Source organism: Methylobacterium sp. GC_Met_2 (assembly GCF_026540795.1).
Taxonomy (GTDB): Bacteria; Pseudomonadota; Alphaproteobacteria; order Rhizobiales; family Beijerinckiaceae; genus Methylobacterium.
Map to the genome: position 1 here is coordinate 1 of NZ_JALNUM010000143.1, position 14,253 is coordinate 14,253.

General features: G+C 71.2%; 15 protein-coding genes. 7 read left to right on the forward strand and 8 right to left on the reverse strand.

The features are described from left to right. From OXS49_RS29480 to OXS49_RS29495, 4 genes are all read right to left on the reverse strand, one after another. The coding region (locus OXS49_RS29480; protein WP_267428200.1) for a leucine-rich repeat domain-containing protein at window positions 1-576 on the reverse strand (576 nt) is incomplete at its 3' end. A gap of 3 nt (window positions 577-579) precedes the next feature. Beyond that, complete coding sequence (locus OXS49_RS29485; protein WP_267428201.1) at window positions 580-774, reverse strand: DUF1192 domain-containing protein; 195 nt, start codon at window positions 772-774, stop codon at window positions 580-582. 9 nt (window positions 775-783) lie between these two features. Beyond that, on the reverse strand, window positions 784-2,004 hold the full coding sequence (locus OXS49_RS29490; RefSeq protein ID WP_267428202.1) for a phosphopentomutase: 1,221 nt from the start codon (window positions 2,002-2,004) through the stop codon (window positions 784-786). 2 nt (window positions 2,005-2,006) lie between these two features. After that, on the reverse strand, window positions 2,007-3,644 hold the full coding sequence (locus OXS49_RS29495) for an ABC transporter ATP-binding protein (RefSeq protein WP_267428203.1): 1,638 nt from the start codon (window positions 3,642-3,644) through the stop codon (window positions 2,007-2,009). A gap of 93 nt (window positions 3,645-3,737) precedes the next feature. Here OXS49_RS29495 and OXS49_RS29500 point away from each other — a divergent pair, with 93 nt between their 5' ends. The 4 genes from OXS49_RS29500 (at window position 3,738) to OXS49_RS29515 (ending at window position 8,718) form a co-directional block, all read left to right on the forward strand. Further along, window positions 3,738-5,117, forward strand: a complete 1,380-nt coding sequence (locus OXS49_RS29500) for a CoA transferase (RefSeq protein ID WP_267428204.1) — start codon at window positions 3,738-3,740, stop codon at window positions 5,115-5,117. Between the two features lie 245 nt (window positions 5,118-5,362). Then, complete coding sequence (locus tag OXS49_RS29505) at window positions 5,363-6,280, forward strand: lytic transglycosylase domain-containing protein (RefSeq protein ID WP_267428205.1); 918 nt, start codon at window positions 5,363-5,365, stop codon at window positions 6,278-6,280. A gap of 83 nt (window positions 6,281-6,363) precedes the next feature. Further along, on the forward strand, window positions 6,364-7,266 hold the full coding sequence (locus tag OXS49_RS29510) for an alpha/beta hydrolase (RefSeq protein WP_243999108.1): 903 nt from the start codon (window positions 6,364-6,366) through the stop codon (window positions 7,264-7,266). A 126-nt stretch (window positions 7,267-7,392) separates the two neighbouring features. After that, a complete protein-coding gene (locus OXS49_RS29515; protein ID WP_267428206.1) occupies window positions 7,393-8,718 on the forward strand; it encodes an O-antigen ligase in 1,326 nt (441 codons plus the stop codon). Window positions 8,719-8,766: 48 nt separating this feature from the next. On the opposite strand, the gene OXS49_RS29520 is transcribed toward OXS49_RS29515, so the two are convergent. The 3 genes from OXS49_RS29520 to OXS49_RS29530 all read right to left on the reverse strand — a co-directional run bounded on the left by OXS49_RS29520 (window position 8,767) and on the right by OXS49_RS29530 (window position 12,278). Continuing rightward, window positions 8,767-9,900, reverse strand: coding sequence for a carboxylate-amine ligase (locus OXS49_RS29520; protein ID WP_267428207.1), 1,134 nt, complete (start codon window positions 9,898-9,900; stop codon window positions 8,767-8,769). A 154-nt stretch (window positions 9,901-10,054) separates the two neighbouring features. Beyond that, on the reverse strand, window positions 10,055-10,414 hold the full coding sequence (locus tag OXS49_RS29525) for an acyl-CoA thioesterase (RefSeq protein WP_267428212.1): 360 nt from the start codon (window positions 10,412-10,414) through the stop codon (window positions 10,055-10,057). 133 nt (window positions 10,415-10,547) lie between these two features. Next, window positions 10,548-12,278, reverse strand: a complete 1,731-nt coding sequence (locus OXS49_RS29530; RefSeq protein WP_267428213.1) for a PQQ-binding-like beta-propeller repeat protein — start codon at window positions 12,276-12,278, stop codon at window positions 10,548-10,550. 148 nt (window positions 12,279-12,426) lie between these two features. Here OXS49_RS29530 and OXS49_RS29535 point away from each other — a divergent pair, with 148 nt between their 5' ends. Further along, window positions 12,427-12,720 carry a type II toxin-antitoxin system RelE/ParE family toxin gene (locus tag OXS49_RS29535; RefSeq protein WP_267428208.1) on the forward strand — a complete coding sequence of 98 codons (294 nt, stop codon included), beginning with the start codon at window positions 12,427-12,429 and terminating at the stop codon, window positions 12,718-12,720. Between the two features lie 10 nt (window positions 12,721-12,730). Beyond that, window positions 12,731-13,060, forward strand: coding sequence for an addiction module antidote protein (locus OXS49_RS29540; protein ID WP_267428209.1), 330 nt, complete (start codon window positions 12,731-12,733; stop codon window positions 13,058-13,060). A 2-nt stretch (window positions 13,061-13,062) separates the two neighbouring features. Here OXS49_RS29540 and OXS49_RS29545 read toward each other — a convergent pair whose 3' ends face one another. Continuing rightward, a complete protein-coding gene (locus tag OXS49_RS29545) occupies window positions 13,063-13,596 on the reverse strand; it encodes an ankyrin repeat domain-containing protein (RefSeq protein WP_267428210.1) in 534 nt (177 codons plus the stop codon). Window positions 13,597-13,768: 172 nt separating this feature from the next. On the opposite strand from OXS49_RS29545, the gene OXS49_RS29550 reads away from it, so the two are divergent. After that, the coding region (locus tag OXS49_RS29550) for a flavodoxin family protein (protein WP_267428211.1) at window positions 13,769-14,253 on the forward strand (485 nt) is incomplete at its 3' end.

A 14,253-nucleotide genomic window follows, 5' to 3' on the forward strand; every position in this document is an offset into this window, starting at 1 on the left:
CGTCACGGGCTCGGCGGGGTTGCCCGCATAGGCGATCCAGGCGAGGCGCGGCAGGCGCGTCAGCCAGGGCGGCAGCGCGCCGAGCCGGTTGCAGGCGAGCCGAATCAATTCGAGGTTATCGGCCGCCGACAGGCTGTCGGGCAGCGTCGCGATCCGGTTGCCGGCCAGCATCAGCTTCTGCAGCAGCGGCCGCTCCCCCAGCGCCGTCGGCAGGGTCGCGATCCGGTTGTCGGTGAGGATGAGCCAGCGCAGGTCGCGCGGCAGCGCCTCGGCCGGCACTTCGCGGATGCCGCAGCCACGGAAGCCGAGCTGGCTCAAGCTCGGGCAATCGCCCAGAACCGGTGGCAGGCGCTCGAACGGGTTGCCCGAGGCGAACAGCACCCGCAGGTGACGCAGCCGCCCGAGATCGGCCGGCAGGCCGGTCAGGCCGCCGCGGCCGAGGTCCAGCACCTCCAGGGTGTCGGCCAGCGCGAAGACCTCCGGAGGCACCTCCGTCAGCCCGTCGGGCAGGCGCAATTCGCGGGCGCCGTCGAGGTCGCCGCGCCGCAGGGCGGCCAGCGTTTCGGTCCGGTCCAAGCTTCAGCCCCGCTTGAAGAAGGCGTCGGCCGCCCCCTGCGCCGCCTGCTTCGCCGCCCTTGCCGCCTCGATCCGCATGATTTCGGCCCGCAGGAGCGCGATGCGCTCGTCGAGATCCGCGAGCGACAGGGTATCGAGCGGCTGACCGATCGCGTGCGCGATCGCCTTGCGCGGCCGGTCGTCGTCGTCGTCCCGCATCGTGTCCTCCTACAGGAAGGGTGTTCCGGCGCCGTCCCAGGGCAGGCGCAGATGGGCCGCCAGCGTGGCGCCGATATCGGCAAGACTGTCCCGCCGGCCGATGGAGCGGCCGGCCACGCCGGGGCCGAAGGCCAGGATCGGCACCTGCTCGCGGGTGTGGTCGGTTCCGGTCCAAGTCGGGTCGTTGCCGTGATCGGCGGTGATGAACGCGAGATCGCCGGGCCGGAGCGCCGTCCTGATCTCGAAGACCCGGGCGTCGAACGCTTCGAGTTCGGCGGCGTAGCCCGGCACGTCCCGGCGGTGGCCGTGCTCGGTGTCGAAATCCACGAGGTTGACGAAGATCAGGCCGCCATCCGGCAGATCCTTCAGCGCGTCGAGCCCCGCCGTCAGGCAGGCGGCGTTGGGGCCCGGCTTCAGCTCCCGGCCCGTGGCCCGGTGGGCGAAGATGTCGCCGATCTTGCCGACGCTCACCACGGCGCGGCCCGCCGCCTCGGCCCGGTCGAGCAGGGTGACGCCCGGGGGCTCGACCGCGAAGTCCTTGCGGTTGCCGGTGCGGCGGAAGCCCGCCTCCGCCGAGCCCACGAAGGGCCGGGCGATCACCCGGCAGATCCGGTAGGGGTCGCACAGGCGCCGCGCCACCCGGCACAGGTCGTACAGCCGCTCCAGCCCGAAGGCGTCCTCGTGGGCGGCGATTTGGAACACGCTGTCGGCGGAGGTGTAGCAGATCGGCCGGCCGGTCCGGACATGCTCGGCGCCGAGTTCGTCGATGATGGCGACGCCCGGCGCGTGGCGATCCCCCAGGATGCCGGGCAGCCCGCCCTCCGCTACGAGCGCCCGGGTGAGTTCAGGCGGGAAGGCCGGTTGCGTCTCTGGAAAGTGTCCCCAGGGCTCCAGCAGGGGCAGGCCGGTGATCTCCCAATGGCCCGACGGCGTGTCCTTGCCGGCGGCTCTCTCCACGGCGTGGCCGTATACGCCGTCCGGCTCGCCCATGGGCGCAAGACCGGACGGGATCCGGCCCGAGGCCCCGGCGGCTGCCAGCCCGAGCCCGAGGGCGGCGAGGTGCGGCAGGCGCAGCGGGCCGGCGCGGAGCCCCGCCCGGTCGCCGCGTCCGGCCGCGCAGGCTTCCGCGATGTGGCCGAGCGTGTCGGAACCGGCATCGCCGTAGGCTTCGGCATCCGGCGCGCCGCCGATCCCGACGGAATCGAGGACGATGAGCAGCGCACGTGGCACGGTCAGGCGGGCTCCAGCTCGGTCGGCGCGTCGCTGTCGAGCGCGAAGGCGGCCTTGAAGAGGGCCCGTGTGTAGGCGGTCTGCGGATCGGAAAAGATCGTCTCGGCGGGGCCTTCCTCGACCACGCGGCCGTTCTGCATCACCATCACGTAGTTGGCGAGCGCCCGCACCACCTTCAGGTCGTGGCTGATGAACAGGTAGGCGAGGCCACGCTCCCGCTGAAGGTCGCGCAACAACGTCACGATCTGCGCCTGGACCGAGCGGTCGAGCGCCGAGGTGGGCTCGTCGAGCACGACGAAGCGCGGGTTCAGCACGATCGCCCGGGCGATGGCGATGCGCTGGCGCTGGCCGCCGGAGAATTCGTGCGGGTAGCGGTCCATGGCGGCCGGGTCGAGTCCGACATCGGTGAGCGCCTTCGAGACCACGGCCCGGCGCTCGGCCCGCGAGCGCACGGCGCCCTGAACCACCAGCCCCTCCGCCACGATATCGGCCACCGACATGCGCGGCGAGAGCGAGCCGTAGGGATCCTGGAAGACCACCTGCATGTCTTTTCGCAGGGGCCGCATCTGCGCCACGGAGAAGCCATCGACGGCTTGGCCGAGGAACACGATCGGTCCCTCCGAGGCGGTCAGCCGCAGCAGGGCGAGGCCGAGCGTGGTCTTGCCGGAGCCGGATTCGCCCACGACCCCCACGGTCTCTCCGGCGCGGACCTTGAGCGAGACCCCGTCCACCGCCTTGACGTGGCCGACGACCCGCCGGAGCAGGCCCGCCTTCAGGGGGAACCAGACCTTCAGCGGCCCGGCCTCAAGCAGCGGCGCGGCATCGGCCGGGACCGGGTTGGCTCGGCCCTTCGGCTCGGAGGCGATCAGGCGGCGGGTGTAGGCGTGCTGCGGATTGGCGAAGACCGACTTGGTCGCGCCGGCCTCCACGATCTTGCCCTTGAGCATCACGCAGACCCGGTCGGCGATCCGCTCGACGATGCCGAGATCGTGGGTGATGAACAGCATCGCCATGCCGAGCCGCTTCTGCAGGTCGGCGAGTAGCGCCAGGATCTGCGCCTGAACGGTGACGTCCAAAGCCGTGGTCGGCTCGTCGGCCACGAGCAGGTCCGGCTCGCAGGCCAGCGCCATGGCGATCATCACCCGCTGGCGCTGGCCGCCGGAGAGTTCGTGCGGATAGGCGCCCATGCGGCTCTCCGCGTCGCGCAGGCCGACGAGGTCGAGGAGTTCGAGGATCCGCCGCCTGGCCGCCTTGCCGGAGAGCCCGCGATGGAGGCCCAGCACCTCGCCGATCTGCCGCTCGATCGTGTGGAGCGGGTTCAGCGAGGTCATGGGTTCCTGGAACACCATGGTGATGTCGGCGCCGCGGACATCGCGCATCGCGCGTTCCGGCAGACTCGTGAGGTCGCGGCCCTTGAACAGGATCCGCCCGTCCTGGCGCGCGGCCCCATCGAGCAGCCGCAGGATCGCCAGCGCCGTCACGGATTTGCCGGAACCCGATTCGCCGACCAGCGCCAGGGTCTCGCCGCGCCGGATGGTGAAGCCGATGCCGTCGACCGCCCGGGTCTCGCCCTCCCGCGAGCGGAAGGCCACGGACAGGTCCTCGACGGCGAGGAGCGGCTGGGATTCATCCAACGTCATGCGGCTCCTTATAGCGCGCCGGGCCGGCGGCCCTAGTCTATCCTGCTGCGACGAAGGTCCGCCGGGCCCAGGCGGATCGCGCGGGAGATCGCGATGACGGATGGCGCCCACGCTTTCGCGGCCCGGATCTGGCAGGCGCTCGACGGGCCGCCCGGCGCCCTCGACACGCTGCATGTCACCGGGACCGGCGCCCTGCCCTCCGCCTTCGCGGTGAGCGATCTGGCGGCCGGCTCGGTCGGGGCGGCCGCGCTGGCGCTCGCGGAGGTCGCGGGGCTGACCGGTCCGGTCACGGTGAACCGGCGTCTCGCCGCGTTCTGGTTCGCGCGGTCGCTGGAGCCCGAGGGCTGGCCCGTGCCCGACCCCTGGGATCCCGTCGCGGGGGACTACGAGACCCGGGACGGCTGGATCCGGCTCCACACCAACGCGCCCCATCACCGGGCGGCGGCCGAGCGCGTGCTCGGTCCGCAAGGCGATCGCGCCGGCATGGCGCGGGCGGTGTCGGGCCGGGCCAAGGCTGAGCTTGAGGCTGCGATCCTGGCCGAGGGCGGGTGCGCGGCCGAGATGCGCGGCCTCGCCGACTGGGCGGCGCATCCGCAGGGCCGCGCGGTGGCGGCCGAGTCGCTGGTGCAGGTCGATCCGAGCGATGACCGATCGGCATCGGCCTGGGTCCCCCGGCCCGGGCGACCGCTCGCCGGCCTGCGCGTCCTCGACCTGACGCGGGTGATCGCCGGGCCGGTGGCGACGCGCTTTCTCGCGGGTTTCGGGGCGGATGTGCTGCGGATCGACCCGCCCGACTGGAGCGAGGCTCCCATCGAGCCCGAGATGACCCTCGGCAAGACCTGCGCGCGGCTGGACCTGCGCCGCGCCGCCGACCGGGTGACCTTCGAGGCGCTGCTCGCGGGGGCGGACGTGCTGGTCCACGGTTATCGGCCGGGGGCCCTGGACGGCCTCGGATACGGGGCGGAGGCTCGGCGATCCCTCGCGCCGGGTCTCGTGGAGGTCTGCCTCGACGCCTATGGCTGGACCGGCCCCTGGGCCGGACGGCGCGGGTTCGACAGCCTCGTACAGATGAGCACCGGCATCGCGCAGGCCGGCCAGGCGTGGAAGCAAGCCGCCAAGCCGGTGCCGCTGCCGGTCCAGGCGCTCGACCACGCGACCGGCTACATGATGGCGGCGGCGGTTCTGCGGTTGCTGGCGCGCCGGGTCGCCGACGGGGCCGGGGGCGGGGCGCGGCTGTCTCTCGCCCGCACGGCTGCGTTGCTGATCGAAGCCGGTCCGGCCGAATCGGAGCCCGCCTGCCCGGCCGCGTCGCCGGAGGATCTGGCGCCCGAGATCGAGGCGACGTCATGGGGACCGGCGCGGCGGCTGCGGACGCCGGTGGAGGTGGCCGGCGTTTCGATGCGCTGGGCGCGGGCGGCGCGCCGTCTCGGGGATGATGCACCGGCTTGGTCAGCCGATGGCGTGGCGACTTGAGGGCGCCGCCTCCCGTGCTGGGTCCCGGGCGCATTCCGCTGGCGCTGCATGCGCCCGGGAAAGGGCGTCGCGCAGATCGGATAAAACGCGACGCCCTTTCCCGGACAGGTGGAGCGTCAGCGGAACCTGATCCGGGAGGCCGCACAAGACCAGGCCGCGTCGCAGCTCGACCGGACCACATCTCAGAGCCCCATGCGGCCACCAGCATCGATTGATCCGCAACCGAAGGTCGCTACAACGCCGGTGTGACTATCGCACGCCTGCGCCGCGGCGCCCTCCTCGCCCTCTTCTGCGTTACGGCGCACCCGGCTCAGGCCGTCCCCTCCGAGGGGGCGACCGAGACCGTGGAGCAGGCGCTGTGCCGCCTGATCGATGAATCCGCCAAGGCCCGCAGCCTGCCGGTGCCGTTCCTGACGCGGCTGATCTGGCGCGAGAGCAGTTTTCGCGTGGGCGTCGTCAGCCGGGCCGGGGCGCAGGGTGTCGCCCAGTTCATGCCCGGGACGGCCCGGGAGCGCGGCCTCCTCGACCCGTTCGACCCCGAGCAGGCGATCCCGCACGCCGCCCACCTGCTGGCGGATCTCAAAACCCAGTTCGGCAATCTCGGCCTCGCGGCGGCGGCCTATAACGGCGGCGCGGGCCGGGTGAGCAAATGGCTCGCGGGCGATGGCGGCCTGCCCGAGGAGACCCGCGCCTACGTGGCCGCCATCACGGGCGTCCCGGCCGACGCGTGGCGGACCGGCCCCGGCAAGGCGATCGAGTACCCTGAGGGCGGCGCACCGGAAAAGCCTGACGCGAAGGACGCCAAGGCGGCCAAGCCGGACGCGCCGCAGACCTGCCTGCAGGTCACCGCCAGCCTGCGCATCCCGTCCCGCGGCGACCGCTTCGCGCTGGGTGCCAACGAGGGCCCGGCCGCCCCCTGGGGCATCCAGCTCGCCGGCAATTTCTCCAAATCCCTGGCGCTTCAAAGCTTCAACCGGGCGCGGAGCACCTATGCGGGCGTGATCGGCGAGGTGCGGCCGATGATCATCGGGACGCGGCTGCGCAACCGCGGCACCCGGGCCTTCTACCGGATCCGCATCCCGGCCCAGAGCCGGCAGGCCGCCGACGACCTGTGCGGCCGCATCCGGAAGGTCGGCGGCGCCTGCTTCGTGCTGCGGACCTGATTTTTCGCGCTTCGCCGCGCGAGCGTCATCAATCCGCCCCGAGAGCGGTGCCGTATGCTCCTGTCGCGACAACCGGACGGGATATGACACGACTCCTCACTGCGCTGGCCAGCCTGCTCTGCCTCGGACTCGCAGCGTTCGGCCTCAACGCCGCCTCGCCGCTCGCCCTGTTCGACGCGATCGGCCCGCGCGATCCCGGCGGGCGCCTCGCCGCGAAGGATCAGGCCTTCGGCGAAGGGCCCCGGCGGCGCCTCGACGTCTACGTCCCCACGGCGGGCGCCGAGAACGCTCCGGTGCTGGTCTTCTTCTACGGCGGCTCTTGGCAGAGCGGCGCGAAGGACGATTACGCCTTCGTCGGGCATGCGCTCGCCGCCCAGGGCTTCGTCACGGTGCTGCCCGACTACCGGCTCTATCCGGAGACCGCCTTCCCGGGCTTCCTGGAAGACGGGGCGGCGGCACTGGCCTGGGTGCGCGACAACATCGCAGCCTTCGGCGGCGACCCGCGCCGGATCGTGCTGGCGGGCCATTCGGCCGGCGCCTACAACGCCCTGATGCTCGGCCTCGACCCGCGCTACGTGATGGCGGCGGGCGTCGATCCCAAGGCGATCAAGGCGGTGGCCGGCCTGTCGGGCCCCTATGATTTCCTGCCGCTCGATCAGGACACGACCCTCAAGGTGTTCGGCAAGGCGCCCGATCTGGCCGCGACCCAGCCGGGCAGCTTCGTCGGCCCGCTCTCGCCCCCCGCCTTCCTGGCGTCCGGCGAAGCCGACACGGTGGTGAAGCCCCGCCACACGGTGAGCCTCGCCGCCCGCCTGCGCGCCGAGCACGTGCCCGTGCAGGAGCGGATCTATCCGGGCCTCGACCACAAGGACACGCTGCTCGCCCTGTCGGTGACCTTCCGCTCCAAGGCGCCGGAACTCGCCGAGATGGCGGCGTTCCTGATGCGCCAATCCGCCGGTCGGACCCAGTACACGATGCGGCGCTGAGGGCGGCAGGCGTTCGTCAAGGTTATCGCGCGATCTCTGGGCGCAATATTTGATTTGCCATCGCGTGCGCCCGTCCCGGCGCTAGAATGACCATAGGCGCATGATGCGGCCTCGCGGTGGGACGACATGGCTTCTGCGGACGCAGCGATCGGCATCCCGCCCCGAGGGCGACGGGACGGCAGCACGGCCCGTGATGTCCCCGATCTGCTGCGCGTGCTCCTCAACGGGGCGGTCTTCGTCCTGCTCTGGAACCACGTCTGGCTGAAGGACCTGTCCGACCGGTCGATCCTCTCGGCCTCCGAGGACGGGAGCCTGCTGACCCAGGTGCTGTTCCTCACCGCCGGCACCGCCATGGCGCTGGCGATCCGCCGGATCGGCCTGCGGCACCTCCAACCGCTGATGACCCGGCCGCTCGTGCTCTGCGCCGTCTGGCTTGGCCTGACGACGCTGCTCTCCATCGAGCCGAGCCTGTCGCTGCGTCGGCTGGCGCTGTTCGTGATCGCCGCGATGCTCTCGGCGGGGGTTCTGATCGTCGCCCGGTCCCCGCGGCAGCTCGCCCTGAGCCTCGCCGGGGCGGCCCTGGTGATCGTGCTCTCGTCCTATCTGGCGGTCGCCTTCGTGCCGAGCCTCGCCATCCATTCGGCCTTCGACGTCAATTCCGATCCGAGCCATCCGGGCCTCTGGCGTGGGATCTTCCCGCAGAAGAACGAGGCCGGCGCCGCCATGGTGATCCTGGTGATCGTCGGCCTCTACGTCGCCACGGCCGCCAACCGGTTCCTCGGCTGGGCTATCGTGCTGCTGGCGGGTGGGTTCCTGCTGGCGAGCGGTTCCAAGACCGCGATCCTGCTGCTGCCGGTGATCCTCGGCGTGACGGGGCTCTGTCAGGTGCTAACGGGCGGGTTCGCCCGGCGCCTGCTGCTGCTGGGCCCGGTGGTCGGGTTCTCGCTGGTCTCGATCGGCTCGGTGCTGGTGCCGCCGATCCAGGAGGCGGTCGGGTCGCTGCTGACCGACGCGACCTTCACCGGCCGCAGCGAGATCTGGCAGTTCGCCATCGACAACATCCTGATCCGCCCCTGGCGCGGCTGGGGGATCGGCGCCTTCTGGATGACCGAGCGGACCATGTATGGCGGCTCCGAGGAGCTGACCTGGGTCAACACCGTCGATCACGCCCACAACGCCTATCTGGACACCGCCTTGATCGGCGGCCTGCCGCTCCTCGCGCTGACCGTGGCGGCCTTCGTGCTCGCGCCGGTGCGCGACCTCCAGCGCGTGGCCGGTGGCGCCCGGCTCGACGCGGAGACGATGCTGTTCCTGCGGCTGTGGTTCCTCGGGCTGGTCTCGGCCTCGTTCGAGACGGTGCTGTGGAACGGCAACAACGCCACCTGCTGCATGTTCATGATGGCGGTGTTCGGCCTGCGCCTGCGGACGCGCTACGCGCTGGCGGCGGGTTGAGGGGAATGCAGCCCTGTCGCGATCCGTTCGCCGCTCTCGATCGATCGGTCAGCCCAGGGGGGCCGTCTCCCGTGCAAGCCAATCGATGACCGCCTTCAACGCCACGCCCTCACTGGCGCCGCCGTCGCGGGCGGTGGTGTAGGCAGCGAGCTGGCCGGCTGCGCTCGAGCCGTTTCGGGCGATCACCGTGGCGTGCGCCACCTGCGCCGTGCAGCCCAGCGCGGCCGCGTCCTCGGCGATCAGGTCCAGCAGCGTGTCCAGGGCGTCGGTGACGGAGACGGCGCGCCCGGCCGCCTCATCGATCAGCGACGCGCCCGTGCCGTCTCGCTCGGCCCGCCACAGGTTCTCCATCACGAACCCCCGCGAGGCGCCGGTCAGGCCGGCGTGGATGTCCGGACGACGGTCGAGCAGACGGACGAGGCAGCGATAGAGCTGGGCGACGGTCAGGGTGTCGTCCAGCCGCGTGCAGCTGTCCGCGACGCGCAACTCCAGGGTCGGGTATCGGATCGATGGGCGGATGTGCCACCAGAAGTACGTCGGATCGGGCACGGCACCCGCGGTGGTCATAACCCGGACATACCGGGCGTAATCGGCATCGTCGTCGAACAGCTCGGGGAGGCCGGTGCGCGGCAACTCGGCGTAGGCCCGCAACCGGTAGCCGTGCAGGCCGGTGCGACGGCGGTCGTAGAACGGCGAGGACGTCGAGAGGGCCAGCAGCAGCGGCAGGAACGGGTAGATCCGCCGCATGATGTCCACCCGCTCCTCGGGGCGCGGCACCTCGACATGGACGTGCATGCCGGCGACCACGGAGCGGCGCCCGGTGATCTGAAGGTCGTCCATCATCCCCCGGTAGCGTGGTTTGTCCGTCTCCTTCTGGATCGACCAGACGGCGGTGGGGTGCGTGCCGGCGGCGAACAGCTTGAGCCCGTGCGCGCGGGCGGTCGCTTGGAGCTTGTCGCGCAGATCACCGAGCGCGGCCCGTGCCTCCTCGACGCTCGCCGTCGGCTTCGAGCAGATCTCCACCTCGTTTTCGAGGAGTTCCCGCTCGACCGAGCCCAGACGTTTGGCCGCGTCGTGGAAACCCTGGATCGACGCGCGCGGCGCGCCCCGCGAACGAGCGCTGGCCAGGAAGAACTCCTCCTCGATGCCGAACTTGAAGTCGTGTCCCGACCGCTGCGCCATCGTGTGGTTCCGATCCCTGGACGTGCGGCCGCCATCCACGCGCGCGCCGGACCGGCGCCGCCGCGAAAGCCGGACTGACCGACACCATGCGCGATTTGGGCCAACGTGCGTAAGCGGTGATCCTCGGATCGCGCCGCGGATGCCGCAGCCGACTCTACGATGAGGCTCCGCGCCCGGCCACCTCCGGCGGCACCGGCCGCGGGCGACGGTCGGCGCCGACCGCCACGAAGGTGATGGTCGCCTCCGTGACCTTCATGATCGCCTCGCTCGCCCGCTCGCGCCGCCAGACCTCCGCTTGGATGCGCAGGGACGAGCGCCCGACCTGGACGAGCCACGCGTAGAGGCCGACCTCGCAGCCCACGAAGACCGGGTGATGGAAGGTGATCGCGTCGACCGCGATGGTGGCGCAGCGCCAACGCCAGCGCCGCGCGGCGACGTTGCCGGCGGCCAGATCCAGCTGGGCCATCAGCCAGCCGCCGAAGATGTCGCTGGCCGGGCTGGTGTCGGCCGGCATCGCGATGGTGCGGATCACCCGCGATCCGTCGGCCGGGAACCAGCTATCCCGCCGTCCGTGCTCTGCGCCTCTGTCAGGAGCCGGAAGGGTCCCCGCCCCTGGCGGGAATCCTTCCGGTCAAGCTCGGCCGTGGTCAATCGGGCAGCGCGAAGACCAGCAGCGCGTCGCCGGTGCCGAAACCCGACGCCTTGGTGTAGGACGCGCCGCCCGCAGCCACCGCCACGTATTGCTTGCCGTCCAGCGCGTACGTCATGGCCGGCCCGCTGATCCCCGCGCCGCACTGGAATCGCCAGAGCACGCGGCCGTCGCGCGCGTCGTGGGCATCGAGATGTCCATCCTCCTCGCCGGAGAAGACGAGACCGCCCGCAGTCGCCAGCGTGCCTCCCGAGAGCCGGCTCGCCGACCGCACCGACCACGCGATTGTGCCGCCGTCCTTGAGATCGACGGCGGTGAGCGTGCTGAAGGCCGGCTGGCCCTTGGCTTCGCCGGTCTCGGTGTAGCGGATCTCCGGCCGCCCTGTGGCGGCCGGCACGGTCTTCACCGTGTAGGTCGTCGCCCCGTGGCGGACCTGCACGTAGGCGCGGCGCCCATCATAGGCCGTCGGCGGCCAGGAGACCGCGCCGAGGGGCCCGGGCGCCACGACGGTGCCCTGGGCGGTCGGCGGTGCGAACAGGTTCTTCTGGTCGAGGAGCGGCGCCGAGCGTTCGAGGAGCTTTCCCGATGCCCGGTCGTGGACGTAGATCCAGCCGGTCTTGCTCGCCGAGGCCACGGCCTTGGTGCCGTTCGGACCATCGAGCAGGAAGGGCGGCGCGGCGACATCGTAGCCCCACTCGTCGTGCGGCACCTGCTGGTAGTACCAGCGCAGCGCGCCGGTCTTCACATCCAGCGCCACGAGGCACATCGTGTAGAGGTTGTCCCCGGGCCGCGACAGGCCGAAATTCTGTGGTGCCGGGTTGCCGGTGCCGAGGAAGATCAGGCCGAGATCGGAATCGTAGGCCGGCGTCATCCAAAGGGAGCCGCCGCCGACGCGCCACGCGTCGCGGTTGGCGGGGGCCGCCGCTTTCTCGGCGGCGATGTCGCGATGGAGCGGCGTACCGTCGGCGGTCTTTTCGACAAAACCGCCCTCCCAGCCCTCCGAGGGCGTGACGTACCAGCGCCAGCGCTCTTCCCCGGTCTTGGCATCGTAGGCCGCGAGCCAGCCGCGTCGGCCATAGCCGCCCTCGATCCCGACCACCGCGCCGCCGTCGAGGCCGCCCGCCGCGTCCTCGATGTGCAAGCCGTAGCCCGCGCCGGTGACGCCGACGATCACCAGCCCGTCGGCGACCAGCGGCGGCATCTTGAAGCCGAGCCGGCTCGAACCCTGCACGGGCTTTCCGCCGAGCGTGGCCGCCAGCCCAGAGGCGGTTTCGGTCTCGCCCTCCTCCGGCCGGACCGCCTCCTTGTCCCAGACCATCGTGCCGGTCTTCGCGTCCAGCGCGATCAACCGCCCGTCCATGGTCGCCTCAAAGACGAGGCCGCCGGACACCGCGAGCCCACGGTTGGATGGCGGCCCGAAGATCTTCTCCGTGCGCGGCTTGTGTGAGTAGGTCCAAAGCGGCTTGCCGGTCTTTGCGTCGAGAGCCGCGACATTGTTCTGGGTGGTGGAGAGGTAGAGCGTCCCGTCCACCATCACGGGCTGGGCCTGGAAATAGCCGGTCACGCCCGTCTGAAAGATCCAGGCGGGTCGCAGCCGGGCGATCGAATCGCGGTCGATCTGGGTCAGCTCGGAAAAATTGCGGTTGCTGGGATCGTGCCCGAAGGCCGGCCAGGGGGTCTCGGCGGCGGAGGCTGCAAGCGGCGTGGCGAACAGCGCCAGGCAAGCCAGGGAGCGTCCCCTACCCCTCAGGATGGCGTGATGAGGCAAGGCGTTTCATCTCCCGGGTTTGCGCGGCTGCCCGTGCCGGCGTTCGACGATCGCCCGCTTCGGCGTTGAAGGCTTTGCGACGCAGCGTATCTTATGGGATACTTTTCAAGTGCCGCGGATCGTGACGACGGCCGTCTTCGACCGGTGGATCGAAGGCCTGCGCGACCGCGTCGGCCGAGCGAGAATCCCCCGGCGGATCGTTCGGTTCCAAGAGGGCAACCCGGGGACGGTGGCCCCTGTCGGTGGCGGGGTCAGCGAGATGAAGATCGACAGCAGTCCGGGCTACCGCATCTATTTCGTCCACCGGGACGATGGCACGATCGTGATCCTGCTGTGCGGCGGCGACCAGGGTAGCCAAGCGCGCGATATCGCGCGGGCCCATGAACTCGCATTGACGGTTTGAGGATATGCCCATGGCGGCTTCTGAGTCCCCTCCCAAGACCCCGACGCGGCCTTTCGTAATCGCGCAGCATCTCCGCGCGCCCGAGGATGTGGCTGCCTACCTCTCAGCCGCTCTGGAAGAGAAAGACCCAGCGGCTTTCCGCCGGGCGTTGGGCGATGTCGCCCGCGCCGGACGCATGTCGGCCGTCGCCGAGGCCACCGGCCTCGGGCGCGAGAGCCTCTACAAGGCCCTTTCGCAGACCGGCAACCCGAGTCTCGAGACCGTGCAACGGGTCGTCGCCGCGCTCGGCTTCAGCCTTGCGGTCGTGCCGAACGGCGAAGCACCGGCCGATCCCGGCTGAGTTCACCCTACCGGCCGCTCAGCCCCGTCGAGCTGCCCCGGCGTCGCCTGCGCACCCATGGCACGGGCCATGTCGGCGGCGCTCTGGCCGGCGGCGTCGCGCCGGTCCGGGTCGGCCCCGTGCTGGAGCAGCAGGTCGACCATCTCGGTCCGGTCGAACATCGCCGCCGTCATCAGGGCCGTGCGGCTGCCGTCGCCGGTCCCGTCCACCGCCGCCCCGTGCTGGAGCAGCAGCCGCGCGATCGCCAGATCGTTCTTGAACGCCGCGCCGGCCAACGGGGTCTGGCCGCGATCGTTTCCGAGTTCCGGATCGCCGCCGGCCTCCAGGATCACCCGCGTCGCTTCCGCCTGCCCGTTATAGGCAGCCAGCATCAGCAGGCTGTCGCCCTTGTCGTTGCGCAGGTTCGCCGGCAGCCCCTGGCCGAACAGCTCAGCGAGCTCTTCGGCGTGACCCATCCGGGCGTACTGGAAGACTCGGGCCGCGAAGGCCAGAGTGTCGTCATCGAGGGCGGGGCGTGCATTGGTCTCGGCTGTCATCGCGTGCTCGTCTGCTCAGATCATCGTCCGATCTGGGTCGGCGGAACGGCCCTGTCCAGCGCCGCCGAAAGCGCGAACCGCAGGACCGAACCCTGCGGACCATCGGCCGGATGTCACACCGGCCCGGGCTTCCTTGTCATGTCATCGGTGGCTGAACCGACAAGGGGAAACGATGGCCGACATCATCATGCGCAGGGATCCGGGCGAGCCTCGGCCGATCCTGATCCCGATCGTATTCCATTCGGGCTATGGCCATACCGCGCGCCAGGCCGAGGCCGTCGCGGCGGGTGTCCGGCTCGTCGCTGACGCGGAGGCCGCGCTCGTTCCCGTCGAGGACGTGGACCAATCCTGGGCCGTCCTCCACGCCGCCCCCGCCATTATCTTCGGCGCGCCGACCTATACGGGCGCGGCCTCCGCGGCGTTCAAGGCGTTCCAGGAGGCGACATCGCGGGCCGTGATGGCCCAGGGCTACCTGTGGAAGGACAAGATCGCCGCCGGGTTCACCAATTCCGGGTCGATGGCCGGCGACAAGCTCGCGACGTTGATCCAATTGGCTCTGTTCGCGGCGCAGCACGGGATGCATTGGGTCAGCCTCGACCTGCCGCCCGCCAACAATTCCTCCATCGGGTCGGCGGAGGATCTGAACCGGCTCGGCTA

Coding starts and splice junctions, on each gene's coding strand:
- OXS49_RS29540 (WP_267428209.1), top strand. CDS start 12,731: ATGGCGGCTTCTGAGTCCCCTCCCAAGACCCCGACGCGGCCTTTCGTA.
- OXS49_RS29520 (WP_267428207.1), bottom strand. CDS start 9,900: ATGGCGCAGCGGTCGGGACACGACTTCAAGTTCGGCATCGAGGAGGAG.
- OXS49_RS29500 (WP_267428204.1), top strand. CDS start 3,738: ATGACGGATGGCGCCCACGCTTTCGCGGCCCGGATCTGGCAGGCGCTC.
- OXS49_RS29545 (WP_267428210.1), bottom strand. CDS start 13,596: ATGACAGCCGAGACCAATGCACGCCCCGCCCTCGATGACGACACTCTG.
- OXS49_RS29515 (WP_267428206.1), top strand. CDS start 7,393: ATGGCTTCTGCGGACGCAGCGATCGGCATCCCGCCCCGAGGGCGACGG.
- OXS49_RS29485 (WP_267428201.1), bottom strand. CDS start 774: ATGCGGGACGACGACGACGACCGGCCGCGCAAGGCGATCGCGCACGCG.
- OXS49_RS29510 (WP_243999108.1), top strand. CDS start 6,364: ATGACACGACTCCTCACTGCGCTGGCCAGCCTGCTCTGCCTCGGACTC.
- OXS49_RS29525 (WP_267428212.1), bottom strand. CDS start 10,414: ATGCCGGCCGACACCAGCCCGGCCAGCGACATCTTCGGCGGCTGGCTG.
- OXS49_RS29495 (WP_267428203.1), bottom strand. CDS start 3,644: ATGACGTTGGATGAATCCCAGCCGCTCCTCGCCGTCGAGGACCTGTCC.